Genomic DNA, 24,183 nt, shown 5'->3' with positions numbered 1-24,183 from the left:
TTTCTCAAGGGGACTGGCGGAAGTCCCCTTGAGCGCCCTTCTTCCGCCGACTTCTTGGGCGCGCAAGAAGTCGGCCCGCCCGCCGGGGCGGGACCCGGCAAGCTCCACCGCTCACTGAGCGGCAAACCTGAGAACCCCCGCCGCCGGAAGGACGGCAAGCTCCGCCGCTCTCGAGCGGCACAACAGAGGACAGGACGGCATAACAAGTCCCCCGCGCGCGTATACATATAGAACGGAACCGAATACGGCGCGGGAGGTTAGCAGTATGTTTACAGTCTCATTCCGGGTGACCAAAAAGCAGGTGGCCGCGGCGGCGGCGGTGTTTGTGCTGGCGCTGGCGGGGGGCATCTGGGCGCAGGCGGCGCTGTCGGAGCTGCGGGGCGACCCGGTGCAGGCCCCGGCGGAAGCGAAGGTGGAAAAGGTCGCGGCCAAAACGAATGAACAGAGGATCTCCTTCCTCGAAACGTTCGGCTGGGAGGTCGAAGGGGAAGAGGACGAGATCGTGGAGGTCAAAATCCCGCAGGAATTCGACGACGTATTCGAGAAGTACAATGAGATCCAGAAGCAGCAGGGCTGCGATCTGAGCAAGTACGCGGGCAAGCGGTGCAAACGCTACACCTATGTAATCGAAAACTACCCCGGCCAGGCGGAGGGCGTGCGCGCCAACATCCTTGTCTATAAGAACAAGGTGATCGGCGGCGACGTCTGTTCGGTCGAGCTGGACGGTTTCATGCACGGGTTCGCGCAGCGCACCGATTGAACGGGCGGCGCGGATATGGTACAATATCCGCGAGGCGGCTATTGTACCGGACTTATGCGCAGGACGATCCGCGCCCCTGGCGCTTTCGTCCCGATGCGCGATTGTCCCACCGCGCGCTTTGCGCTTGTGGTACAATAGTCCCCGGAATCCCCGCGCGGCAGGCGCCGCGCGGGAGAAGGGGGCGAAGGTATGGCGGAAACCGAGCGACTGGATAAGGTGGTGGCCTCCCGGACGGCGCTGTCCCGCCGGGAGGTGCGCCGGCTTGCCTCCCGCGGGCAGGTGACGGTGAACGGCCTGCCCGAGCGCTCCTGCGAGCGGCGGGTCGACCCGGATACGGACGAGATCGCCGTGGCCGGCAGGGCGCTGGAAATGGGCCGCCACGCCTACCTGATGCTCAATAAGCCCCGCGGGGTGGTGTGCGCCACCCACGACGACAAGCTGCCGACGGTGCTCGACCTGGTGCCGGAGGAGCTGCGGCGCAGCGGGCTTTTCCCGGCGGGCAGGCTGGACAAGGACACCGAGGGGTTCGTGCTCATCACCGACGACGGGGAGTTTGCCCACCACATCCTCGCGCCCAGGAGCCACGTGCCCAAAACCTATACCGCGCGGCTGGACAGGCCGGCGGGGCCGGAGCTTGTCGAGGTGTTCGCGGCGGGAGTCGTCCTCGACGGGAGGACGTGCATGCCCGCTCTCCTCGCGCCCGACCCGGACGACCCCCGGACGGCGCGGGTGGTCCTGCGGCAGGGGATGTACCACCAGGTCAAACGGATGTTCGGAGCGTACGGGATCACGGTCACGGCGCTGCGCCGGGACGCGATCGGAGGGCTGGCTTTAGACCCGGATCTGGAGCCCGGAAAATGCAGGAAACTCAGTAAAATAGAGGTAGAACGGATTTTGACGGAGGGGCTGTAAAGCCCGCTGCGGCGGGGAATTTGGCGGTGCGGGCCGCCGGGGAAGGGACAGGCTGTTCAAAAAAGCGACAAAGTTTGGACACACATTGCCTATAAAAATGTAGTATGATGGTCGAAAAGCCTGGTTCCGATCCCCAGAAAAACCGCTGTGGAAAAAATAATGATTTTTCCACAACGAAAATAAGAATTTGTGTTGCAATATATACAAATTTGTTGTAAAATATTCGTAATGGCTTGTAAGATTAAAAACGCGGCCTTTTTTTCGTCCATCTACGGCGGACAAAAATCGCGCCTCGGCCACAGAAAGATCCATGTGTTTGGCAAAGCACAACCGATTACGAGTAAAGAGGGGATTTGAATGTCAAACAGGCTTTTCCAGGGAATCGTCCACCAGATGAGAGACTGTATCGACAGGGTGATCGGCGTCGTGGATGACAGCGCGACGATCATCTCGTGCAGCGATCTCACCAAAATTGGCGAAACGAGCGATTTCTTTACGCTCGACGTCGGCGACACGAACGAGGTGTTCGTGCGCGACGGCTATACGTATAAGCCGTTTGGCAACAAGATGAAACCCGAATTTGCGGTTTTTGTCGAAGGTGTGGACGATCCCGCCGCAAAATACTGCAACCTCCTGGCGATCTCCCTCTCGTCAATCAAGCAGTATTACGACGAGAAATACGACCGGAACAACTTCATCAAAAACGTCATCCTCGACAACATCCTGCCGGGGGACATCTACGTCAAGGCGCGGGAGCTGCACTTCAACACCGACTCCACCCGCGTCGTCCTGCTCATCCGCATCGTCGCTTCCAACGACATCTCCGCCTTCGACGTCATTCAGAACCTCTTCCCCGATAAGCAGAAGGATTTCGTCTTCAACATCTCCGAAAGCGACATCGTGCTCGTCAAGGAGACAAAGCCCGGCATCGAGTCGAAAGACCTCGAAAAGCTCGCGCGCTCGATCGTGGACACGCTGGGCAGCGAGTTCTACACCAAGGTGGTCGTGGGCATCGGCACCTCGATCGTCGGCGTGAAGGATCTGGCCCGCAGCTTCAAGGAGGCGCAGGTGGCGCTTGAGGTCGGCAAGGTGTTCGACACCGAAAAGGCGATCGTCAGCTACGACAACCTCGGCATCGCGCGGCTGATCTACCAGCTGCCGACCACCCTGTGCGACATGTTCCTGCGGGAGGTCTTCAAAAAGGGCTCGATCGAAAGCCTCGACCACGAGACCCTCTTTACCATCCAGAAATTCTTTGAGAATAACCTCAACGTGTCGGAGACGAGCCGCAAGCTCTTCGTCCACCGCAACACCCTCGTCTACCGGCTCGAGAAGATCAAAAAGCTCACGGGGCTCGACCTGCGGGAATTCGACCACGCGATCATCTTCAAGGTGGCGCTGATGGTCAAGAAATACCTGACGGCGAATCCGGTGAAATATTAATTGTGAAACCTGGCCTGCCGAAAGACAGGCCTTTTCAAAGGCGGTGTACCAGTGATCGAATTCGTCAATGTCTCCAAAGTCTACAAGGCGACGGGGACGCGCGCGCTCAGCAATTTCAATGTGAGTATTGACAGAGGGGAATTCGTATTCGTCGTCGGCCCGTCGGGAGCTGGGAAGAGCACCTTTATCAAGCTGCTGATGCGGGAGGAGAAGCCGACGTCGGGAGAGATCTACGTCAACGGCCAGAACCTCGTGCGCCTCAAGCGGCGCAAGGTCCCCTACTACCGCCGCACGCTCGGGGTGGTGTTCCAGGATTTCCGGCTCATCCCGACCATGAACGTCTATGACAACGTCGCGTTCGCGCTGCGGGTCACCAACGTGTCCGCCAAGGACATCCGCAGCCGCGTCCCGTACATACTCGGCCTGGTCGGGCTTTCCGGCAAGGCCAAGAGCCTGCCCGAGCACCTGTCGGGCGGCGAACAGCAGCGCGTCGCGCTCGCGCGCGCGCTCGTCAACAACCCCCCGCTCATCATCGCGGACGAGCCCACCGGCAACATCGACCCCGATCTCTCGTTTGAGATCGTCGACCTGCTCAGCGAGATCAACAAATGCGGCACCACCATCGTCATGGTCACCCATGAACACAACCTGGTGAGCGAGTTCGACCACCGGGTGATTACGATCGACGAGGGAACCATCATCTCGGACGACCGGAACAGGGGGTACTACGACGAATGAAGGGCAGCAGTTTCGGGTACCTCATCAAGGAGGGCGCCAAGAGCATCTACGCGAACCGGCTGATGTCGTTCGCGTCGATCGGCACGCTGGTGGCGTGCATGCTCCTGATCGGCGCCTCGATGCTTTTTTCGATGAACGTCAACAAGATCGTCGGCTTCGCGGAGACCCAGAACGAGGTCGTGGTCCAGCTGGAGGACGGCCTCGACGAGGAACAGATCGCGGACGTCGGGCTGGAGCTCGGGCTTGTGGACAACATCTATAACCAGCGGTTCGTCTCGAAGGACGAGCTGCTGGAGGAGCAGAAGGCCAAGTCCCCCGAGCTGGAGGACCTGCTCACCGGCTTGGAGGGCGACCAGAACCCCCTCTTCAACTATTACAGCGTGCGGGTGAAGGACCTCTCCGTCCTCACCGGCACGGTCATGCGGCTCGAATCGATCTCGGGGGTTTCCGCGGTGCGCGCCCCCGACGCGGTCGCGGAGGCGTTTTCCAGCATCAAGCGCGCGGTGTCGGTTAGCGGCATGTTTATCGTCGCCATCCTCATTGTCGTGTCGCTGGTCATCATCGCCAACACGATCAAGGTCACCGTCTTCAACCGCCGCAAGGAGATCAATATCATGAAATACGTCGGCGCGACCGACGCCTTCATCCGGCTGCCCTTCTTCGTGGAAGGGTTCCTGCTCGGGCTGCTCTCCGCGCTGCTCGCCTTCGGGCTGCTGTGGGTCGGCTACAACTATGTGCTCGACGCGGTGTCCCTCAATCCCTCCGCCTTTATCCAGTCGGCCTATCAGAACACGATCCCCTTTGAGGAGGTCGCGCTCGAGCTGCTCGCCTGGTTCGCGGGCGGAGGCATCGGGATCGGCGTGTTCGGCAGCATGTTCTTTGTAAACAGATACCTGAAAGTATGACCTCCGCTGCGGCGGAAGGCGGAAGGGGGGCCTGGATGTGGGCGAAAAGGGCAAACGCGTCTTTGCATGGATGATGGCGCTGCTTATGGCCGTCATGGTCGTGGCGCCGACCGTGTCGATCCTGGTGCACGCGGACGACGACGAGGAATACGAGGACGATTACGACGAGGACGAGGACGACCTCCAGGACATGCTCGACCGCCTCAACAGCAAATACAAGAAGCTGCAGGAGCAGAACAACGCCGTGCAGCAGAAGATCAACGCGGCCGCTTCCGAGAAACAGAAGCAGGTCGTCATCAAGCAGGAGATCGACGGGCAGATCAACACGACGATCGAGCAGATCGACACGCTCGACGAGCGGATCGCGGTGCTCGAGCAGCGGATCTCGGAGAAGACCCGCGAGATGTCCGCCAAGCAGAAGGAGATCGACGAAAACTTCTCCCTCTACCAGCAGCGGCTGCGCGCGATGTGCTCCTTGCAGGGGACAAGCACCCTCGGCCTCGTGCTCGGGGTGGACGACTTTTCCGACATGCTGCTGCGCACCGACGTCGTGACCGCCGTGGCGCAGCATGACACCGACCTGATCAACGAGCTCAAGGAGCAGAAGGCGGAGCTCGAGGCGATCAAGAAGGAGATCGAGGACGACAAGACCTCCGTCGAGGAGGACAAGCGCGAGACGGTCTCCAAGCAGGAGGAGCTCAAGGCCCAGCAGGCGACCGCCGTTTCACGGATTCAGGACATCGCCGCCCAGGAGCAGGAGTTCCTGGCCAACAAGGCCGAGCTCACCAAGCAGATGCAGCAGGTCCAGGCGGAAATTTCGGCGATCATCGCGGAGATCAATAAGACCTCCCTCAACACGAAATATATCGGCGGCGGCATGGCGTGGCCCTCCGCCTCCCTTTTCCAGGTGACCTGCCCCTACGGCTCCCGCTTCGGCGGCAGCGATTTCCACACGGGCATCGACATCTCGGGCGGCGGCGCCTACGGCTCGCCCGTGCTCGCGGCCAACTCGGGCACCGTCAAGGTCGCGAACACCTCCTTCACGCCCGGCTACGGCTACGGCAAGTACGTCATCATCGACCACGGCGGCGGCATCCAGACCCTCTACGGGCATATGAGCGCACTTTCCGTCTCGGTCGGGGACGTTGTGGCGCAGGGGCAGAAGATCGGCGAGGTCGGCTCGACCGGCTGGTCGACCGGCCCGCACATCCACTTTGAGATCCGCGTCAACAACAAGGCGGTCAACCCGCAGGGCTGGTCCCCGTGACGTGAAAAACAAAGAACCTTCCGGTGAAGGGCGGAGACTCTCCGCCCTTCGCATTGTCCGGCGCGGCCGCGGGGCGGCCCCCGCGGACACAGCGGCCGGCCTGACCCGTCCGGGCGACAGAACGCAGGCCGAAAGGAGACGACTGATGAGCAAAAAGATTTCTTTGGGCGCGGCGATCGCGTTCACGGTGATCGTCATCACGGCGACGATCACGATGACGTGGCTTTTTGCGCGGCGCAGCTTTGACGAGACCGCCTATAACCTCAGCGAGCGCGAGGCGATGTATTCCAAGCTCGCCGAGGTGGACGACTACGTGCGGCAGAACTACACCGGCGCGATCGGGGAGGGCGAGCTGGTCAACCAGCTCGTCACCGGCTACCTCAACGGCACGGGGGACGCGTACGCGCGCTATTACGACGCGGCCGCCTACGCCCGCCTCAAACAGAGCTACAACGACCAGCGGGTGCAGATCGGCATCGTGCCCCGGATGGATGAGAGCGGCTACATCGTCGTCGACGAGGTCTATCCCGATTCGCCCGCGCAGGCCGCCGGCCTGCAGGAGGGCGACTTGATCGTGCGCATCGACGAGACCGACATCACCGCCGAAAACTACAGCGAGGCGGTTTCGATGCTCTACGGCGCGGCCGGCACCAAGATGAATATCGTCGTGCGCCGCGGCGTCGAGGACAGCACGCTGCCCGACATGACCCGCCGCTTCGTCGAGGTCCCGTCGGTCTATTCCTCCATGCTTGAAAACCAGATCGGCCTGGTCGTCATCAAGGACTTCGCCGACAATACCCCCGACCAGTTCACCAAGCAGGTGGACAGGCTGATCGACGAGGGCGCACAGGGCCTTGTGTTCGACGTGCGCGGGGTCAGCATCACTTCCTCCGGCACCTCCGCCCTCGACTCGGTGGCCGAGGCGCTCGACAAGCTCCTCCCCTCCGGGGTGCTCGCCTCGACCGTCGACAAGACGGGACGGGTGGAAAACACCAAAATTTCCGACGCGCGGGAGGTCACCCTTCCGATGGCGGTGCTCATCAATGAGAAGACCTCGGGGGAGTCGGAACTCTTCGCGGCGGTCATCCGCGATTACAACAAGGGCAAGCTCATCGGCCAGAAGACCGCCGGCAAGGGGACGATGCAGCGCATCTTCCCGCTGACCGACGGCAGCGCGATCGAAATCACGACGGCGGTCTACAACCCGCCGACCAGTCCGAGCTTTGACGGGGAGGGCGTGCGGCCCGACTTCGAGGTCAAGATGAACGACGACTCGATGCCGGGGAACCTGCTGACCGACCCGCAGCTCCAGAAGGCGGTGGATTCGATCATTGCGACCATCCGCATGAACATGACGATCATCGACCTGGAGCCGGAGGAGAGCGGCGGCACGGCGTCCGCCACGTCTCTGCCCGACGCGGCGTACGCGAGCTCCTCGGAGGAGGAGCCGTCCGCCGCCGAATCGTCCGAGACGGCGTCCTCCGGCGAGGAGTCGTCCGCCGCGGAATCCTCCGATATGGAGGAACCGCGGGACGTGTCAGGCGAGGCCTCCTCTGAGGAGGAAGAGGCTTCGTCGAGCGAACCGGAGCCCGAAGCCGAACCGGAACCGGCGCGCGAACCGCTCGACCTGACGGAATTCAGCGCCGCGATCGACCTGCTGGCGGGGCTCACCTTCGAGGTGCCCGAGCCGCCCGCGCCTCCGGTGCAGTCCGAGGCGCCCGCCGCGAGCGAACCCGTCGTGAGCGAGCCTCCGGCGAGTCAGCCCGCCGAATCCCAGCCCGCGGAGAGCGTGGCCCCCGCCGAATCGCAGGCGGAGAGCCAGCCGCCCGCGGAATCCTCCGGGACGGAGAGCGGCCCGGAGGGCTCCTCCTCCGAGGAGACCGCGACCTCCGGGGAGGAGGAGACCGAGTCGTCGAGCGAGGCGTCCTCCGCGCCGCCCGCACGCCTCGGGGCGTTTTCCAGCGGCAGAAGATAAGCGAAGCGTCCGGGCGGCCGCCGAAAGGCGGCCGCCTCTTTTGCGTGTGCGCGGAAAAGCGCCGCGCGCGTGAAACCGGCGGCCCCGTGCATATCCCGCGCGGCCGGGACATAAGATGAAGGGACAGGTCGTAAGAGGGGAGCAGGGAAAGATTACCTGTAAACAATTCCTTAAAAAACTTTGGAACGCTTGACATATTTGAACGTTTTGACTATAATACTAACCATTGCTATACGTCTGGCTGCAAAACGCGCGCGAGAAGCGGGAAGACCCGATGTCCGCGCCGCCGGGGGTATGCGCTTTTTTCGTATCTGCGGGATTTCGTGATGGAACCAAATGCTCTGTAAAGGAGAATGGGATATGGCAACGGAAATGTTAATGACACAAGAGGGCTACGAGGCGCTCAAAAAGGAACTGAATGAACTCAAGAGCGTGACCAGGGGGGAGATCTCCGAAAAAATCCGCGTGGCGCGCGGGTTCGGCGACCTGTCGGAGAACAGCGAATACGACGAGGCCAAGAACGAGCAGGCGGTCGTCGAGGCGCGCATCAAAAAGCTGGAGGACCAGCTCAAGAACGTCAAGATCATCAGCCGGGACGAGATCTCCACCGACGCCGTTTCGGTCGGCTGCAAGGTCAAAATTCTCGACGTCGATTTCGACGAGGAGATGGAGTACGTCATCGCCAGCTCGGTCGAGTCGCATTCCGACCTCGACGCGATCTCCGACGAGTCGCCGGTGGGCAAGGGGCTCATCGGCCACAAGGTGGGCGATGTGGTGGAAATCCAGGCGCCCGCCGCCGTCCTGAAACTGAAAATTCTCGAGATCAGCCGGTAAGCAGAGTCAATATTTTGTAAAAGCGGGCTTTGCAAGAGCCCGCTTTTTTGTTATAATAACCGCATGGCAGACGGGCCGCGGGGCCCGCAACAGATAAAGGATGTGCATACGATGGAAGAATCCCGCAACCTCCCGGAGGGGGAGCTGACCGAGCAGGAGGAACAGCAGAAGCTGTCCGAGGTCCTGCAGATCCGGCGCGACAAGCTGGAATCCTTGAAAGCCGAGGGAAAGAACCCCTTTGAGATTACCACCTACAGCCGCACCGCCTACGCGCGGCAGATCGTCGACCGGTTCGACGAGCTGGAGGGACGGGAGGTGTCCATCGCGGGGCGCATGATGAGCCGCCGCATCATGGGCAAGGCCTCCTTCCTCGACCTGCGCGACGCCTCGGGCCGGGTGCAGAGCTATGTGCGCCGCGACGAGGTGGGCGACGAGCGGTACGCAGATTTCAAGAAATGGGACATCGGCGACATCGTCGGCATCCGCGGCGAGGTCTTCCGCACCCAGAAGGGGGAGATCTCGGTCAAGGCGCACGAGATCGTGCTCCTCTCCAAATCCCTGCTGCCGCTGCCCGAGAAGTGGCACGGCCTCAAGGACACCGAGCTGCGCTACCGCCAGCGGTATGTCGACCTCATCGTGAGCCCCGAGGTCAAGGAGACCTTCGTCAAGCGCTCGAAGATCATCACCGCCATCCGCGGCTACCTGGACGGGCTGGGCTTCCTCGAGGTCGAGACCCCCGTGCTGCACACGATCGCGGGCGGCGCGGCCGCGCGGCCGTTCATCACCCACCACAACGCCCTCGACATCGACATGTACATGCGCATCGCGCTCGAGCTGCACCTCAAAAGGCTGATCGTCGGCGGGTTCGACAAGGTGTACGAGATCGGGCGGGTCTTCCGCAACGAGGGCATCGACACCCGCCACAACCCCGAGTTCACCCTGCTCGAGCTCTATGAGGCGTACACCGACTACCACGGCATGATGGACATCACCGAGGGGCTCATCCGCCACTGCGCGCACGCGGTGCTCGGCACCGGCGTCATCCGGTACGGCGACGTGGAGATCGACCTCGATAAGCCGTTCGAGCGCCTCACGATGCGCGACGCGGTCAAAAAGTACGGCGGCGTCGACTTCGCGGAGGTGGAGACGCTCGAGCAGGCGCGCGCGCTCGCGAAGGAGCACCACATCGAATACGAGGAGCGCCACGGCAAGGGGGATATCCTGAGCCTCTTCTTCGAGGAATACTGTGAGGAGCACCTGATCCAGCCGGTCTTCATCACCGACCATCCGGTGGACATCTCCCCGCTTTCCAAGCGCAAGCCGGAGGACCCCGAATACACCGAGCGGTTCGAGCTCTTCATCCTCGGGCGGGAGCACGCCAACGCGTTCAGCGAGCTCAACGACCCGATCGACCAGCGCGGCCGTTTCGAGCACCAGGCGGCGCTGAAGGCCGCGGGCGACGAGGAGGCCACCGACGTCGACGAGGATTTCCTCACGGCGCTCGAATACGGCATGCCCCCGACGGGCGGGCTCGGCATCGGCGTCGACCGCTTGGTGATGCTGTTGACCAACAGCGCGTCGATCCGCGACGTGCTGCTCTTCCCGACCATGAAGCCGATCAGGGACTGACCGGACCGCTGAACAGACAAAAGGAGGTGGGCGTCCTTGGGAGAACCGGATAAAAAGGAATCCCGTGTGGTGCACAAGCGCAGGCTGGGCATTTTTGTCGTCGCGCTGATCGTCGTCGTGCTGCTCGCGCTCGCCTATTTTTTCAGCGAGGGGACCGACGACGGGAAGCTGACCGTCGTGGCCGCGGTGCGCGGCTACCTCTCGGTCGAGCAGAAGGACGCGCTGACCATGCAGCTGACCGGCTACGCCCCCGATATTGAGGAGGGGGGCGCGCCGGTGACGCTGGTTACCTACGAGTTCCCGGCCACGGGCGGCGGCGACACGGCGAAGATGCTCGGCGAGCTGAGCGGCGCCCTCTCCGAGGGGGACGCCGACCTGGTGCTGCTCGACAGCTACGTCTATGACCTGCTCGGCAACGACACCCTCTTCGAGGACCTTTCGGCGCGCTATCCCGACGACCCGGCGGTCGTCGGGCGGTACCGCTACGCGATCTCGGGCAAGCCGTTTGCCAACGCGGAGGGACTGGAGGAGCTGCCGACCCTCTACTTCGTGCTGCGCAGCGCCGAATCCAGCGCGGTCAACAGGAACGCGCAGACCCTGGACGACTATGACGTGCGGCGGCACCTGCTCGACAACGTGGCGAACAGCACGCCCCCGTCGAGCTACGCGGCGCAGGGGCTGGTCGGAAGCGATGAAGAAGCCTGATAAAAGCGGACCTGCGCGCAGGTCCGCTTTTTGCATCCGCCGCGCTTGACAAACTCCCCCGCGCGGCGTAAAGTGGAACCATTAAGACAGCGAGGTGTTTGATATGAAAACGCGCAGAATGCCGGCCTTCCTGCTGGCGGCGGCCGCCGCCCTGAGCATGAGCCTTTCCGCGGCGGCGCTGGCCGCCGGCGCGGCTGATGTGCATGAGAACGTCCTGCCTCCCGCGCCCTCGGCGGACGCGAGTTCCTACGCCGTGGCGCTCGACGGGGAGCAGATGCTCTTCGGCCCCGCCGACTGGAGGCTGGAGGGCAACCCCTTCGCGGCCGCCGCGTCGAAATACGCCTCCGGCGAGACCGTCCACCTCCAGACCCTCCCCGCCGACGGGGTGAGCCGGCTGGCGGTCAACGCCGCGCTCTGCGGCGTTGTGATCGAGCCGTCGGACACAGGCAGCTTTGAACTGGATACCGTCGGCGCGTCGGGGCCGATCAGCGCCAAGCTGACCCTTTCGGGCGGGACCCTCACCCTCACGGCGCGGGGCTCCACCGGCCTGCGCTATCTCTGCACCCGTGAGGACGCGCGGGTCAACACCGTCCTGCTGCGGGTGCCCGCGCAGCGGTATTTTTCGCTGACGCTCTCGGCGCGCGACGCGCTCGTGCACGCCTACGGCGAAGCGGTGGGATCGGTCGGCGGCAGCGCCGACGGCGGGATGCTCTACGTCACCGCCGAAAAGCTCTCCGCGCGCTGCACGATGACCTGCACGAACGGCGACGTCGTGATCGAGGCGGACGAGATCACCGGGAAGCAAGACGTCCAGACGGACAACGGCGACATCGCCGTCATCGCCGGGAAGGTCGGCGGCGAGCTCTATTTCCGCAGTGAAAACGGGGATATCGCCGTCCGGGCCGAAACGCTCGGCCGCGCGACGATCACGACCCAGAACGGCGACCTGCTGCTCGACGTGAAGGAGCTCACCAAGGACGCCTATCTGAAGGACCTGAACGGGGACGTCCGCGTCAACTTCCGCAAGGAGCCGCAGGACCTCGACTTCGTCTTTTCGGGCGGCAACTTCGACGAGATAAGGCTTCCGCGCGGCTGGGACGGCGGCGTCACCCTCGGAAGCGGCGAGCCGAAATTCACGCTGCGCACGGAAAACGGCGAGGTCCGCGTCACCTTCGGGAAGCTCGAGACCCCCTGACGGAGAGATTCCGGGCCGCCCCCGTGAAAGCCGGCGCTCGCCGCCGCATGATTGACGGATTTGCCGGTGAATTGAATATGAGAAAACGGAAGAAGGACGCCAATGCTTCATTGGCGTCCTTCTCTGATACCCCGGCGGGGGCGCGCGTCTAAGGCTGGAATCCGATTTTCCGCGCGGCGGGCCAGGGGCACTCCCGCCACTGGCCCTCGTTTTCGTCCGGATCCCCGGTGAGCAGGTCCACGGCGGCGTCCGCCAAAAAGCCCAGATAGCTCTCCGCGGCGCAATCACCGCAGAGCAGCTTCCACATCAGGCCGCCGAACAGGTACGATTCCGCGAATTCCCGCCAGCTGTGCAGCCCCCGGGCCGCCTTTTGGGACAGCTCCCACAGGACGCCCACGGCCTCCCCCTCGGTGATCCAGCCCAGATAGCAGCCCCAGCGGGCCAGCATGGCCGCCCGGCCCACGTCCCAGCCCAGCAGGAAGTCGGGGAGATACCGGTCCTTGAAGTACTGAACAAACCGCCAGCCCCGGCAGACCGATGCCCGGTCCTCCTCGTCCATGCCTTCCTCCAGAAGCTCCTCCTGCGAATCCGCCTCACAGTAGAGGGCGTAGCGCAGGGTGTAGCCCTCCCGGGTCAGGTAGCGGATGGTGTCCAGCAGCTCGCCCCGCCCGTTGATGCCCCAGGAGCGGCGGACCAGGGAGACAATCTGCTGCTCCATGACGGGGATATGCTCCTCCACATCCATGCCGCCCAGCTCGTGGTTGTTCAGCGTGGAGATAATGCCGGAGAGCAGGATGCCGAACCGGCCCCAGCGGGGGTCGTCCCTGGCGTAGGGGACCGGCTCGGGCTCGGGCAGGGCGTCCAGTTGGGCCAGCTTTTCCTCCAGCACCTGATAGAGCTCCCGCTCCATCGCCTGGTCGAGCTCCCGCTCCTCATCCTCGCCGTCCTCTTCCTCCATGGCCAGGGTCTCCAGGGCGGCGGCGATGACGCCCATGTCCTCCCCAAAAAGCTGGCCCATCATGCCCTCCGCGCCGAGGGCGGCCGCCGCGGCCACCTTTTCGTCCACCGCCTGCTGGATCAGCTCCTGGTTGACCGCCATCTGCGCCATGGCCTCCGGGCTGAACATCTGGCCAAGGATTTCCACCTGGCGCTGCTGGTTGGCCGCGTCCAGCTCGGCGGCTTGCCCCTCGTCGTTCTGCCGTTTCGCCGCATCTTCCGCCGCTTTTTCGGCGTCCTTCTGCGCCTGCTCCGCAATCTTTCGGCTCTTCTCCATGGATTCCTGGAGTTGCTGTGAGGCCGCGTCGCTGGCGGCCTGGGCCCGCTTCATGAGCTCGTCGATATCAAACATGCTTCGTTTCCTCCTTGTCGGCATTGTCCGCGTCTGGCGGGAGGGGGTGCCATGCGGGGGGCTCTTTTTTGCGGGAGAACAGCCGCTTCAGGCCGCCCAACACCCCCTCGACGATGTGGAACCACAGGTGTCCCACAATAAACACAACCACCAGAGCGATCAGTACCGCGCCAATCTGTCCCCAGGGCATATTTCCGCCCCCTTATTTCGTCTTAAACTTGGTCATGAAGAACTCAGTGAACGCCTTCAACTCCTCCTCCTGGGAGACATAGACGTACAGCGATTCGTCCTCCAGCCAGTCGTAGGCGTTGATGCCGATGTAGCCCTTCCGGTCGGGGTAGATGATAAAGGCGTCGGTGGGATACTTGTTCCGGTACGCCTTGTGGATCTCAGAGCGGCGGTAATACACAGGGTCGCCGCAGCCGGAGAGGTCCGGAACGGTGGGCACCGCCACGATTGTTTCGGCGGCCTCGTCCCAGCCCACGATCAGGTTGCCGATCTTGCTCTTGCTGCCGCGGACGAGGCCGTAGTTGAAACGGCTCACGTCCTCGGTGAAGCCGAAGATCAGCTGATAAGCGTCCCCGTTTTCCACCACCTGGTTAAACAGGGCCCGCATCTTCTTTCGGTTGGCGTCGCTTTTGGCCTGGTCGATCTCCGGCCCCTGAAACAGCTTGCTGAAAAGTCCCATACGAATGTTCCTCCTTGATATTTATGGATGATCCTGCCCGCGCAGTGTTTCCATATAGTCCAAAATGGCGTTGAGCTGAAAATCGGTCGCATCATCGGCGGCGTCCGGGAAGAGGAAGGGCAGCGTATCCGGGATTGCTTTGCGCAGGATGGCGGCGGAAAACAGCAGGTTGCCGAGCAGCTTTACCGTCTGCGTCCCGGCGCGGATGCCGAAGGCGCGCAGCATTTCCGTAAAGAACGCAAGCCGTCTTTTCAGGAATTCCCGGCGCTTATCCTCCGACAGACATTTGGCGAGCGCCTGCTGCTCCTCGATGCTCATGATCGCGAAGCGGTCCCGCCCCCCATAACAGACACGGCGGAGGAACCTTTCGACCCCCTCCCGCCAGCCGAGCCCGGGGTCGTCCATCAGCTCCCGCGCGCGCGCCAGCATTTGCGGCTGCTGGTAATAAAACGCCTGCACGACCAGATCCTCCTTGGCCGGGAAGAAGGAATAGAAAAAGGTGCGGGAAATTCCCACCCGCAGGTAGATCTGTTCGATCGTGGTGTGCTGAATGCCCTGCTTTGCCATCAGTTCAAGCCCCGTGGTGATCAGTTCCTTCCTGACCCGCTCCCGCTCCGCCTCGGAATAAGCTACCTTGGGCATGACGTCCCTCCGCTCGAAAATAAGAACAAAATTTTATTTCAGTCTTTATTATACCGGTCCGATACCTGCTCCGCAAGGCCGGGAAATACGAATTGGAAGAAATACCGAGGGGCGGCGTCTTTTATTGGGCATGTGGCTGTAAGGCCCGGGGAGTCGGCCGTGGGATGTTTTTTGTATTTCGCAGGAATTTCCTCTTGACAGCGTGACTAACTGTATACATAATATAGATACAGAAAGACACAGTAAGGCGCAGAAAGATCGGAGGCGGTCGTCTGGACATTATCCTGTCGAATTCCTCGCCGCGCCCGCTCTATGAGCAGATCGAGGAACAGATCAAAAACGGAATCCTGTCGGGGGCGCTCGGGCAGGGGGACGCGATGCCTTCCATCCGCTACCTGGCCAAACAGCTGCGGGTGAGCGTCATCACAACCAAGCGGGCCTATGACGATCTCGAGGCGGAGGGCTTCCTCGAGACGACGCCGGGCAAGGGGACCTATGTGTCGCTTGCCGGCCGCGACCGCCTGCGGGAGGTCGCCATGAGCCAGATCGAGGGGAAGCTCTCGGAGATCATCGACGCGGCAAAGTCGATCGGCCTGACGCTCGACGAGCTTTGGGAGATCACGGCCACGCTGTACAGGGAGGAACCATAGGATGGATCAGAACGTCATTGAGATCACCGGACTGAAAAAGCGGTTCGATAAGAGCGGTTTTGTGCTGGACCTGCCCCGCCTCACGGTGCGGGAGGGGTACGTGACCGGCTTCATCGGCGAGAACGGCGCGGGCAAGACCACGACGATCAAGCTCGTGATGGACCTGCTCTTCCCCGACGAGGGGGAGGTCAGGGTGTTCGGCCGGGAGGCGCACGCCTTTTCCGAGCAGATCAAGCGGGATCTGGGCTACATCGGGGAGCAGACGGGCTTTCTCGGGCAGGCGAAGCTCAGGACCCTGCGCGAGATGGTGAAGCCCTTCTATCCCAACTGGGACGACGTGGTCTTCCGCCGTTATCTCGACCGCTTTTCCCTCGATCCGGGCAAGAAGTTCAAGGACCTCTCGAAGGGCAAGCAGAAGCAGTTCGCGCTTGCGCTGGCGCTCTCCCACCACCCGAAGCTGCTGCTGATGGACGAACCCACCGCGAATCTCGACCCGTTGGTGCGGCAGGAGCTGCTCGACATCCTCGCGGACGAGATCGAGCAGGAGGGGGTCAGCGTCTTTTTCTCCACCCACATCACCTCCGACCTCGACAAGATCGCCGATTACATCCTCTTCCTGCACGGCGGGAAGCTGCTGCTTGAGGGGGAGAAGGACGTCCTTACCGACAGCCACCGGATTGTCAAGGGACGCCGCGAGCTGCTGACCGGCGAGGTCGAGAGGCTGCTCTGCGGGGTGGAGGCGACCGAGTTCGGCTTCCGCGGGCTCGCGGGGGACCCCGGCGCGGTGCACGCGCTGCTCGGCGACGAGGCGCTCTACGAGAAGCCGACGGTCGAGGACCTCTTCCTCGGCTATACCCGCAGGGAAAGGGGGGAGGCGCGGTGAAGGAGATGCTTTCCGTCATCCGCATGGACCTGCTGAAGCTGCGCAGCGTCGCAGGGGCGATGTTCCCGCTGCTCATCATCGTGTTCTTTTTGTCTGCGACGCTGAGCGTCAGCGCGGCGGTCTTCCTCTATGTGATCGTCGTCTACTTCTTCGTGTACACCCCCGCCGCTTACGACGAGCAGAGCAAGGGGGACTACCTGACCGGCTCGCTGCCCGTGCGGCGGGAAAAGCTCGTCGCGGCGAAATACCTCTATGACCTCGCGGTGGTCGCCGGGGCCTGCCTGGCGGCGCTGGCCGCCGGGGGGATCGGCGCGGCGCTGAAGCTCGGCCGGGGCGGCTCGGTGACGGGGATGCTGCCGGTGCTCATCCTGATCGGCTGCGCCTTCACGGCGTTCGTCCAGCCGCTCATCCTCGGGTTCGGCGTGACGAGGGCCCGCTACTGGATCCTGGCCGCCTACGCGTTCGGCGTCGCGGCGGCGACCGTGCTCGGCATGAACGTGGGCGGAACGCGCGCGCAGATGCCTTCGGCGCTGCCCGGCTGGCTCGCCCCGCTGCTGATCCTGTTCGGCGCGGCGCTGCTCGCGGTTTCCTATCCCATCGCGCGGCGGCTCTACGCCCGCCGCCAGTTCACCGACTGAGGAGGCCCGCCATGCGAAACGTGCTGCTGCTCTGCCGGACGGACTGGTTCCGGCTCGCCGGCCTGCCCAGGTATTCCCTTGTTTACCTGCTCATTCTGGCCGGTTTTTCCGTCTCCACCCATGTGGCCCCGATCGGCTATGTCATGGCCTGCTACGTCCTGTCCGCCACGGTCGTGGGCTTCGACGACAACAGCGCGGCCGGGCTCTTCACGGGGACGCTCCCCGTCAGCCGCGCCCAGATCGTGTGGGGGAAGTACTTCTTCTGCACCGCGTTCCTGCTGCTGGCGGACGGGGTCGTGCTGCTCGTGAACCGCGCGGCCGCCGGGCTGCTGCCGCCCTCCGTCAATCCGCTGCCGATCGGCTCGCTGCTCGCCCTCCAGTTCTGCGGCGCCGCGGTCATCATCGCGGTATCGCTGCCGCTCATCCTGCTGCTCGGCTCGATCCGGGCGCGCTACGGGCTGGTCGCGATCTACATGGCGGTCTTTTTCCTCCTCTTCCGGTACGCCTCGGAGGCGGGGCGCGGGGGGATTCCGCCGCTGCCGTCCGATGCGGTTTCCCTGCTCTGGCTGGTCGGGGCGGCGGCCCTGCTCGCTTCCGCCCTCATCACCGTGTGCCTCTACCGGGAACACGAATATCTGCAGTAGCGGGCGGGCCCTTCCGGCGAAACCGCGTTGACAAACGGGAGGGGCTGTAGTAGCATAAATGTGGAAGCCCCGCTCGACGGGGACGGAAGGAGGCCTTCGGATGATCAGGCTCAGGCAGGGGACCCCGGGTAAGGTCTACACGGTAAGCTGGGTGAAAGGCGGCGGCAGGATCGCCCGCCCGCTGGAGGAGCGCGGCGTGGTCGCGGGCGTCGACGTGACGCTGCTCTCCCTCACGCCGGAGGGGGGCGCGCTGGTGCGTCTCCGGGACAGGGAATTTTCCCTCACCCCGGCGGAGGCGGAAAACCTCGTGGTGGACGCCCCGCTCGTGCGTAAGAAGGGGGACCCGGTGTTTCTCGGAGGGTGCTGCGGCTACGGCAACACCTCCGCGATGTGGGAAAAATACGTCAACGGAGACGCGCCGTCCGAGGACTGACCGCGTCAAAAAGCCCCCGCCGCTTTCGCGGCGGGGGCTTTTACCGTTTATGCGCTCAGAGCTGGGAGAAGCCGAAGCTGTTGGCCAGCGCGTCGATCTTGCGGCCCTGCTTGCACATCGGGCAGTCGCGGAAGGAGTTCGACTGGTAGCCGGGCAGGTCGGCGGCGGAGAAGAGATGGGTGATCGGGTAGCCCTCGATCTCGTCCTGCACGCTGAACACGGCGGTGATCCCCTCGGCGATGCCGCCGTAGTAGGCGATGCATTCGAGCGCGCGGTGGATCGTCTTGCCGGTGGTGACCGAGGCGAGCAGCAGGAGCACGTGCCTGCCGGTGAGCATCGGGATGAGGTTGTCGCGGAAGATCATCTGCCCGTTGGTGTTGAACTCGGGGGTGACGACGAAAATGTCCTTTTCGCTGTTGACCGATGCGAGGTTATTTTTGGCGAGCTCCTGCGCCAGGAACGCGCCGATGACCTCGCTGCCGTCCATGCAGATGATCGTGTCGACGGGCTTCTCATAGGCGTAGTGCTGCGCGAGCGTGACGGCCGCCTCGCGCGCCATCACGAAATCGTGCTTCATCATCGTGATGTCGATGTAGTAGTTGATGTGGGAATGGCTCGTGACAAAGTGGCCGGGAATCGCGGTGATCTCCAGGTTGCGGTTGCTGGACGATACGATTTTAACCGAATTCATAACCATAGCTGTTCCTCCATTCTTCGCACATACCTTGTGTCCAATGTCATTATACCATTTTTTCCCGCGGGGGACAAGAAAAAAGCCGCCGTTCCCGGGATACGGGAAAAACGATCCCCCGGCGTCCGGCCGGGGGATTCTTTTTCGCGCTTTCTGGAGAAAGCGCCCAAAGACTTTTTGATCAGGCCGGCCTCCGCCCGCCCCATCTCCCGCGGCCCGTGCGGGAGGGACGGGGACGGAACCAGCCGGCAGGGGCGGCAAATGCGGCGGGCCGCCGCGCTTCGCCTGAACCAAAAGTTTTGAGAGGATTTTGGGGAGCGTTTTCAAAACGCTTTGCGGCACGGGCAGAGCCGGTGCCAGCGGATGGCGGCCGGCCTGAACCAAAAGTTTTGAAAGGGGTTTTGGGGGAATTTTTTCAAAACGTTTTGCGGCACGGACAGAGCCGGTGCCAGCGGATGGCGGCCGGCCTGAACCAAAAGTTTTGAAGGGGTTTTGGGGGAATTTTTTCAAAAGGTTTTGCGGCACGGACAGAGCCGGTGCCGGCGGATGGCGGCCGGCCTGAACCAAAAGTTTTGAAGGGGTTTTGGGGAAACTTTTTCAAAAGTTTCCCCAAATTATCTTACCGTAATCTTCTGGGTATAGTCGGAGCCGCAGGGCTGGACGGCGGGCAGGCCGAGGGAATAGAGGTCGGTGGCGCGGGCCTCGAGGGAAGCGAACCGCGCGCAGGCCTCGTTTTTCTCCGCGAGCTTGAGCAGCGAATGGGATACGGGGATACGGGTGGTCCTGTTGGCGGCGGAGAGGATCTCCATGCCGCGCTTGTTGAAGGAGAGGACCCGCGCGTAGGGGGGCGGCAGCGTCATGAGGTCGGCGTCCACGCCGAGGTAGGCGTTCCACACGAGCCGGCGGATGCGGGAGAGGGGATAGCGCTTGGTTTTGACGAGGGAGAGCAGCTCGTCTAGGGAGACGGCGGCGCGCACCCCGTCGTAAAGGCGGTTGTCGAGCCCCTCCCCCGACACGTCGGGCAGGGCGGAGAAGGCGCTCTTCTCCATCCGCCGCAGGACGGAGAGCACCGCCGTGTTGAGGCTGTGCGGGTCGAAGGGCATCAGCCCGGCGGCCGCGGCGGAGCGGTAGACGCTCATCGCGGGCGCGGGGACGTAGGGCGCGAGCGCCTCGGCCGATTCGAGGTCGAGCAGGTTGCGCAGGTGGGAGGCGGAGGCGAACTGCTCCCCGGGTTCCCGCGCGTCGTGGGCCGCGCCCGCGCGCGGGATGGTGAAGGGCGCGATGCGCAGCTCCTGGAGGGAGATCTGCTTGAGATATTCCACCGCAAGGGTGTTGTTGGGGGAGGAGAGCACCTCCGCCACCTCGGGGCCGTAGAGCTCCTCGACCGCCTTCTGGCGGGCGCGGGCGTAGGTGACGCCCGTATCGAGCAGGTTTTTCGTGTATTCGCCGCAGTAGGGGGCGAGCACCGCGCCCGCCGCCTTCGCGAGCAGGTCGATGTCGCCGCACTCGCTGCCGAAGGCGAGCACGTCGACGCACCCCAGCCCGCCGAGAATCCCGACCGCACCTGCCGCGAACCGCTCGGCGGTGGCCATCGCGTAGGGGAGCGGAAGCTCGAGCACGAGGTCCGCCCCGCAGGCGACGGCGGCGTTGGCGCGCACCGTTTTGGGCGCGCAGGCGGGCCCGCCCCGCTGCACGAAGCTGCCGCTCATCACGGCGACGATGTGGGTCGCGCCCGCCGCGCGCGCGGCCTCGATCAAATGCGCGTGACCGTTGTGGAAGGGGTTGTATTCCGCGACGATTCCCGCGACGACCTGATTGCCCATCCGATTCCCCTCTTTTTGCACGGCGGCTGGCGGAAATATTTGCGGCATTCCCGGCAAGCGCCTTGTATTTTTAGCCATAGTGTAATAATATATAAATGTATGTGTCGATGTCAAGCAAAGGGACCATCGGGCAACAACAAAGAAAGGGAGAGCAAACATGAAGATACTGGTTATCAACGCGGGAAGCTCGTCGCTGAAGTATCAGCTGATCGATATGGAGGAGGAGCAGGTGCTCGCGAAGGGCAACTGCGAGCGGATTGGGATCGACGGGGTGATCACCCACAAAGCGGGGGAGCGGAAGACCTCCTACGAGGTGCCCTTCCCGACCCACACCCAGGCCCTGAAGGAGCTGGTGAAGCTGCTGACCGAGGGGGAGGGACGCGCGATCGACAGCGTGCGGGAGATCGCCGCGATCGGCCAGCGGATCGTGCACGGCGGCGAGCTGTTCACCAAATCGGTGCTCATCACCGACGACGTCCTCAAGGGGATCGAGGACATCTGCGACCTGGCCCCGCTGCACAACCCGGCGGCGGTCCAGTCGATCCGCGCCTGCCGCGACGTGTTCGGGGACACCCCGCAGGTGGCGGTGTTCGACACCGCCTTCCACCAGACGATGCCCGAGAAGGCGTATATGTACGGCCTGCCCTACGAGTATTACGAGAAATACCATGTGCGCCGCTACGGCTTCCACGGCACGAGCCACCGCTATGTGAGCAACCGCCTCTTTGATATTTCTGACATCAGCCGTTCGGGCAGCCGGATCATCACCTGCCACCTCGGCAACGGCAGCTCGCTCTGCGCCATCAAAAACGGCATCTGCATCGACACCAGCATGGGCTTCACCCCGCTCGACGGCTTCATTATGGGCACCCGCGCGGGCAGCATCGACGCCTCGATCGTGACCTACCTCGCCGAGAAGGAGGGGCTGTCGATGAAGGAGATGAGCGACATGCTCAACAAGAAATCCGGCCTGCTCGGCCTTTCGGGCATCTCGAGCGACAACCGCGACGTCACCCGCGCGGCGGACAAGGGCGACCCGCGCGCCCAGCTCACGGTGGATATGCTCTCCTACCAGATCAAAAAGTTCGTCGGCAGCTACGCGGCGGCGCTCGGCGGGCTCGACGCGGTCGTCTTCACGGGCGGCATCGGCGAGAACGACCACCACGTCCGCAAGCGCGTCTGCGCCGACATGGAGTTCCTCGGACTGAGCATCGACGTGGTCGCCAACCGCGAGGCGCAGGGACAGGAGCGCAACATCTCCGCGCCCCACAGCCTCGTCGAGACGTGGATCATCCCGACCAACGAGGAGTTGCTCATCGCGCGCGACACGGAGGAGATCGTCTCGCGGGCGTAGTCCCCGAATCCAGAATCAAAAAGCCGGGGCGCGGTCACCGCGCCCCGGCTTTCCGTTACTCCGGGTCCGTATCTTTTCCAAAGAGCTTCTCGAAGACCTCGACGACGGCGAGCTTGGGTTTAAAGAGCGGCTCGCTGTTGAGCGTCTCGATCTCCTCGAAGGCGGGCATGTCCTCTGCCATGGCGGCGGAGACGCAGATGGGCGGGTACATGACGCACCACCAGTTGTGCCCCGCGCCCTCTCCGATCGTGACGCGCACCGCGTCGTAATCGCCGGCGGGCAGCATGAGGTCGTCGTACTGCCGCGTGGTGAAGTACATGCGGCAGAGCTCGGCGCGCACCGGCGCGTCCACCCCCGCCTCGTCGAGCGCGGCGCGGGCGGCGGATTCGATGGCGGGCAGGTTCTGCCGCGCGGCCTCCTTCGCGTCCGCCTGGGTCTGCGGCCCGGCGAACACGCCGCCCACGTCGGCGAGGATGCGGTCGCGCACCCGCAGCTTTACCTGCTGGTCGGCGGGGCTGTCCGAATTCGCGAGGATATGTAGACGGACCACGTCGGCGCGCACGGCGTCGCACTCCTGCCCGAAGGCGGCCACGTTGGAAAGGAAAACCGCCAGCACGATCCCCAGCAGCACCGCGAGATCGAGGCGGGTAATCAGTTGGAAACGCCGCTTTTTGTATTTCATGAAAAATCCCCCCAGCTTTCGTTGGAGGGATTTTTGACCGCCTTTCGCGGCATTATACAGTCGGAGGGGTATTTTCGTCGAGCTCCTCGAGGTCGTAGGGGGTCGTCTGGTAGACGTAATAGTTGAGCCAGTTGCAGTAGAGCAGGTTCGCGTGCCCCCGCCAGGTGTAGGGCGGCTTCTGCTTGGGGTCGTTGTGGGGGAAGTAGTTTTCCGGGATGTGGATGGGCAGTCCCTTCTCCAGGTCGCGGAAGTATTCCTGCGAGAGGGTGTCGCGGTCGTACTCGGAGTGCCCGGTGATGAAAAACTGCCGTCCGTCCCGCCGGCCGACCATATAGACGCCCGCCTCCTTGGAGGAGGCGAGGATCTCCAGCTCGGGGCATCGGTCGATCTCCCGGCGGCTGACCGTCGTGTGGCGGGAGTGGGGGACGTAGAAGAGCTCATCGAACCCGCGGGTGATCGAGTGGTTCTCAACAAGCAGGCGGTGCTGGAAGATGCCGAAGAGCTTTTCGTCGAGGGGGTATTTGTTGACGCCGTAGTGGTAGTAGAGCCCCGCCTGCGCGCCCCAGCAGATGTGCAGGGTGGAGTAGACGTTCTGCTTGCTCCACTCCATGATCTCGCACAGCTCGTCCCAGTACTCGACCTCCTCGAACGCCATCTGCTCGACCGGCGCGCCGGTGATGATCATGCCGTCGAACCGCTGCCCGCGCAGGTCGTCGAAGGTCTTGTAGAACTTGAAGAGGTGCTCGGAAGGCGTGTTCTTCGAGGTGTGGGACTTGGTCTGCATCAGTTCGATGTCCACCTGGATGGGGGAGTTCCCGAGCAGCCGCAGCAGCTGGGTCTCGGTCTCAATCTTTTTGGGCATGAGGTTCAGGATGACGATCTTCAGCGGGCGGATGTCCTGATGCAGCGCGCGGTACTCGGTCATCACAAAGACGTTCTCGTTTTCGAGGATCCGGGAAGCCGGCAGGCTGTCCGGGATTTTAATCGGCATGGGGATACCACCTTCGACGTTTGATAACCTTCATGATAGCGCATTGCGCCCGCAAAATCAAGGGAAGACGGGCCCCGGCGCAGGCCGCTCCCAATTTTCATAAAAAAACTTTGGGAAACCCGTTGACAAAATTTTTTGATTATGGTATTATACAAAAGCTGTCTCGTGCATAACGACAGAAATGCCCGGTATGCGACAGCGGCCAGCACCTTGAAAAATGAACAACGAGAGAAGAGAAACGAGGAACCCAAGACGGAAGTTTTGGGGGAATCACCCTTGAAAAGAATTTGAGTATCTCCGGATACAAAAGCGAAACCAGCAAAGGAAACTTTGCCGGGAGGACCTTTGAGAAG

The 24,183-nt window shown here is 63.0% G+C and carries 25 protein-coding genes; 17 read left to right on the top strand and 8 right to left on the bottom strand.

Annotation, left to right across the window (positions count from 1 at the left end; translation table 11 throughout):
* The first annotated feature begins 265 nt into the window (after positions 1–265).
* From ACZO3G_RS11250 to ACZO3G_RS11200, 11 genes are all read left to right on the top strand, one after another.
* Positions 266–760: a DUF4830 domain-containing protein gene (locus ACZO3G_RS11250; RefSeq protein ID WP_277138726.1), complete on the top strand. Its 495-nt coding sequence runs from the start codon at positions 266–268 to the stop codon at positions 758–760.
* A gap of 189 nt (positions 761–949) precedes the next feature.
* The gene (locus tag ACZO3G_RS11245) at positions 950–1,672 is read left to right on the top strand and encodes a pseudouridine synthase (protein ID WP_486847198.1); all 723 of its coding nucleotides are present in this window, start codon (positions 950–952) and stop codon (positions 1,670–1,672) included.
* A 357-nt stretch (positions 1,673–2,029) separates the two neighbouring features.
* Positions 2,030–3,115 (top strand): PucR family transcriptional regulator, encoded by a 1,086-nt coding sequence (locus ACZO3G_RS11240; protein WP_101549209.1) that lies wholly within the window; start codon positions 2,030–2,032, stop codon positions 3,113–3,115.
* Between the two features lie 51 nt (positions 3,116–3,166).
* Complete coding sequence (ftsE, locus tag ACZO3G_RS11235; protein WP_101549211.1) at positions 3,167–3,853, top strand: cell division ATP-binding protein FtsE; 687 nt, start codon at positions 3,167–3,169, stop codon at positions 3,851–3,853.
* The gene (ftsX, locus tag ACZO3G_RS11230; protein WP_277138724.1) at positions 3,850–4,758 is read left to right on the top strand and encodes a permease-like cell division protein FtsX; all 909 of its coding nucleotides are present in this window, start codon (positions 3,850–3,852) and stop codon (positions 4,756–4,758) included. Before ftsE ends, ftsX begins: the two co-directional genes overlap by 4 nt.
* 37 nt (positions 4,759–4,795) lie before the next feature.
* The gene (locus ACZO3G_RS11225) at positions 4,796–6,025 is read left to right on the top strand and encodes a murein hydrolase activator EnvC family protein (RefSeq protein WP_101549215.1); all 1,230 of its coding nucleotides are present in this window, start codon (positions 4,796–4,798) and stop codon (positions 6,023–6,025) included.
* Between the two features lie 145 nt (positions 6,026–6,170).
* Positions 6,171–8,000 carry a S41 family peptidase gene (locus tag ACZO3G_RS11220; RefSeq protein WP_277138723.1) on the top strand — a complete coding sequence of 610 codons (1,830 nt, stop codon included), beginning with the start codon at positions 6,171–6,173 and terminating at the stop codon, positions 7,998–8,000.
* A gap of 360 nt (positions 8,001–8,360) precedes the next feature.
* Positions 8,361–8,834 (top strand): transcription elongation factor GreA, encoded by a 474-nt coding sequence (gene greA, locus ACZO3G_RS11215; RefSeq protein WP_101549219.1) that lies wholly within the window; start codon positions 8,361–8,363, stop codon positions 8,832–8,834.
* Positions 8,835–8,945: 111 nt separating this feature from the next.
* Positions 8,946–10,463, top strand: coding sequence for a lysine--tRNA ligase (lysS, locus tag ACZO3G_RS11210; RefSeq protein WP_256152783.1), 1,518 nt, complete (start codon positions 8,946–8,948; stop codon positions 10,461–10,463).
* Positions 10,464–10,499: 36 nt separating this feature from the next.
* Positions 10,500–11,168: a hypothetical protein gene (locus ACZO3G_RS11205; RefSeq protein WP_288234703.1), complete on the top strand. Its 669-nt coding sequence runs from the start codon at positions 10,500–10,502 to the stop codon at positions 11,166–11,168.
* A 103-nt stretch (positions 11,169–11,271) separates the two neighbouring features.
* The gene (locus tag ACZO3G_RS11200; protein WP_288234702.1) at positions 11,272–12,363 is read left to right on the top strand and encodes a DUF4097 family beta strand repeat-containing protein; all 1,092 of its coding nucleotides are present in this window, start codon (positions 11,272–11,274) and stop codon (positions 12,361–12,363) included.
* A 148-nt stretch (positions 12,364–12,511) separates the two neighbouring features.
* Here ACZO3G_RS11200 and ACZO3G_RS11195 read toward each other — a convergent pair whose 3' ends face one another.
* From ACZO3G_RS11195 to ACZO3G_RS11180, 4 genes are read right to left on the bottom strand one after another with little or no spacing between them, the layout of a single operon-like run.
* Entirely contained in the window at positions 12,512–13,711 is a 1,200-nt protein-coding gene (locus ACZO3G_RS11195) for a DUF1266 domain-containing protein (RefSeq protein WP_288234701.1), read from the bottom strand.
* Positions 13,704–13,901 (bottom strand): hypothetical protein, encoded by a 198-nt coding sequence (locus tag ACZO3G_RS11190; protein WP_288234700.1) that lies wholly within the window; start codon positions 13,899–13,901, stop codon positions 13,704–13,706. Before ACZO3G_RS11190 ends, ACZO3G_RS11195 begins: the two co-directional genes overlap by 8 nt.
* 12 nt (positions 13,902–13,913) lie before the next feature.
* Positions 13,914–14,399: a hypothetical protein gene (locus ACZO3G_RS11185; protein ID WP_101549230.1), complete on the bottom strand. Its 486-nt coding sequence runs from the start codon at positions 14,397–14,399 to the stop codon at positions 13,914–13,916.
* Positions 14,400–14,420: 21 nt separating this feature from the next.
* Positions 14,421–15,041 carry a TetR/AcrR family transcriptional regulator gene (locus tag ACZO3G_RS11180; RefSeq protein ID WP_288234699.1) on the bottom strand — a complete coding sequence of 207 codons (621 nt, stop codon included), beginning with the start codon at positions 15,039–15,041 and terminating at the stop codon, positions 14,421–14,423.
* 227 nt (positions 15,042–15,268) lie between these two features.
* Between ACZO3G_RS11180 and ACZO3G_RS11175 the strand changes: the two genes are divergently transcribed.
* From ACZO3G_RS11175 to ACZO3G_RS11155, 5 genes are all read left to right on the top strand, one after another.
* Positions 15,269–15,691, top strand: coding sequence for a GntR family transcriptional regulator (locus ACZO3G_RS11175; protein ID WP_370867171.1), 423 nt, complete (start codon positions 15,269–15,271; stop codon positions 15,689–15,691).
* A gap of 1 nt (position 15,692) precedes the next feature.
* Positions 15,693–16,574: an ABC transporter ATP-binding protein gene (locus tag ACZO3G_RS11170; protein ID WP_101549235.1), complete on the top strand. Its 882-nt coding sequence runs from the start codon at positions 15,693–15,695 to the stop codon at positions 16,572–16,574.
* Between the two features lie 5 nt (positions 16,575–16,579).
* Positions 16,580–17,212, top strand: coding sequence for an ABC-2 transporter permease (locus ACZO3G_RS11165; RefSeq protein ID WP_242970891.1), 633 nt, complete (start codon positions 16,580–16,582; stop codon positions 17,210–17,212).
* An 11-nt stretch (positions 17,213–17,223) separates the two neighbouring features.
* A complete protein-coding gene (locus ACZO3G_RS11160) occupies positions 17,224–17,856 on the top strand; it encodes an ABC-2 transporter permease (RefSeq protein ID WP_288234697.1) in 633 nt (210 codons plus the stop codon).
* Positions 17,857–17,956: 100 nt separating this feature from the next.
* Positions 17,957–18,289, top strand: coding sequence for a FeoA family protein (locus tag ACZO3G_RS11155; RefSeq protein WP_172439155.1), 333 nt, complete (start codon positions 17,957–17,959; stop codon positions 18,287–18,289).
* Positions 18,290–18,344: 55 nt separating this feature from the next.
* On the opposite strand, the gene ACZO3G_RS11150 is transcribed toward ACZO3G_RS11155, so the two are convergent.
* Positions 18,345–18,986 carry a phosphoribosyltransferase gene (locus ACZO3G_RS11150; RefSeq protein WP_101549243.1) on the bottom strand — a complete coding sequence of 214 codons (642 nt, stop codon included), beginning with the start codon at positions 18,984–18,986 and terminating at the stop codon, positions 18,345–18,347.
* 608 nt (positions 18,987–19,594) lie between these two features.
* On the bottom strand, positions 19,595–20,803 hold the full coding sequence (locus ACZO3G_RS11145; protein ID WP_288235299.1) for a tRNA(Met) cytidine acetate ligase: 1,209 nt from the start codon (positions 20,801–20,803) through the stop codon (positions 19,595–19,597).
* 157 nt (positions 20,804–20,960) lie between these two features.
* Here ACZO3G_RS11145 and ACZO3G_RS11140 point away from each other — a divergent pair, with 157 nt between their 5' ends.
* Positions 20,961–22,157: an acetate/propionate family kinase gene (locus tag ACZO3G_RS11140; RefSeq protein WP_101549247.1), complete on the top strand. Its 1,197-nt coding sequence runs from the start codon at positions 20,961–20,963 to the stop codon at positions 22,155–22,157.
* A gap of 55 nt (positions 22,158–22,212) precedes the next feature.
* Here ACZO3G_RS11140 and spoIIR read toward each other — a convergent pair whose 3' ends face one another.
* Together spoIIR and metA are read right to left on the bottom strand one after the other, a co-directional pair.
* Positions 22,213–22,839, bottom strand: coding sequence for a stage II sporulation protein R (spoIIR, locus tag ACZO3G_RS11135; RefSeq protein ID WP_101549249.1), 627 nt, complete (start codon positions 22,837–22,839; stop codon positions 22,213–22,215).
* Between the two features lie 52 nt (positions 22,840–22,891).
* Positions 22,892–23,830, bottom strand: a complete 939-nt coding sequence (gene metA / locus ACZO3G_RS11130; RefSeq protein ID WP_101549251.1) for a homoserine O-acetyltransferase MetA — start codon at positions 23,828–23,830, stop codon at positions 22,892–22,894.
* Positions 23,831–24,183: the final 353 nt, after the last annotated feature.

This window comes from Anaerotruncus sp., assembly GCF_057433415.1.
Note: the sequence above shows the minus strand (reverse complement) of the source record. Positions and strands in the feature narration are given on the sequence as shown.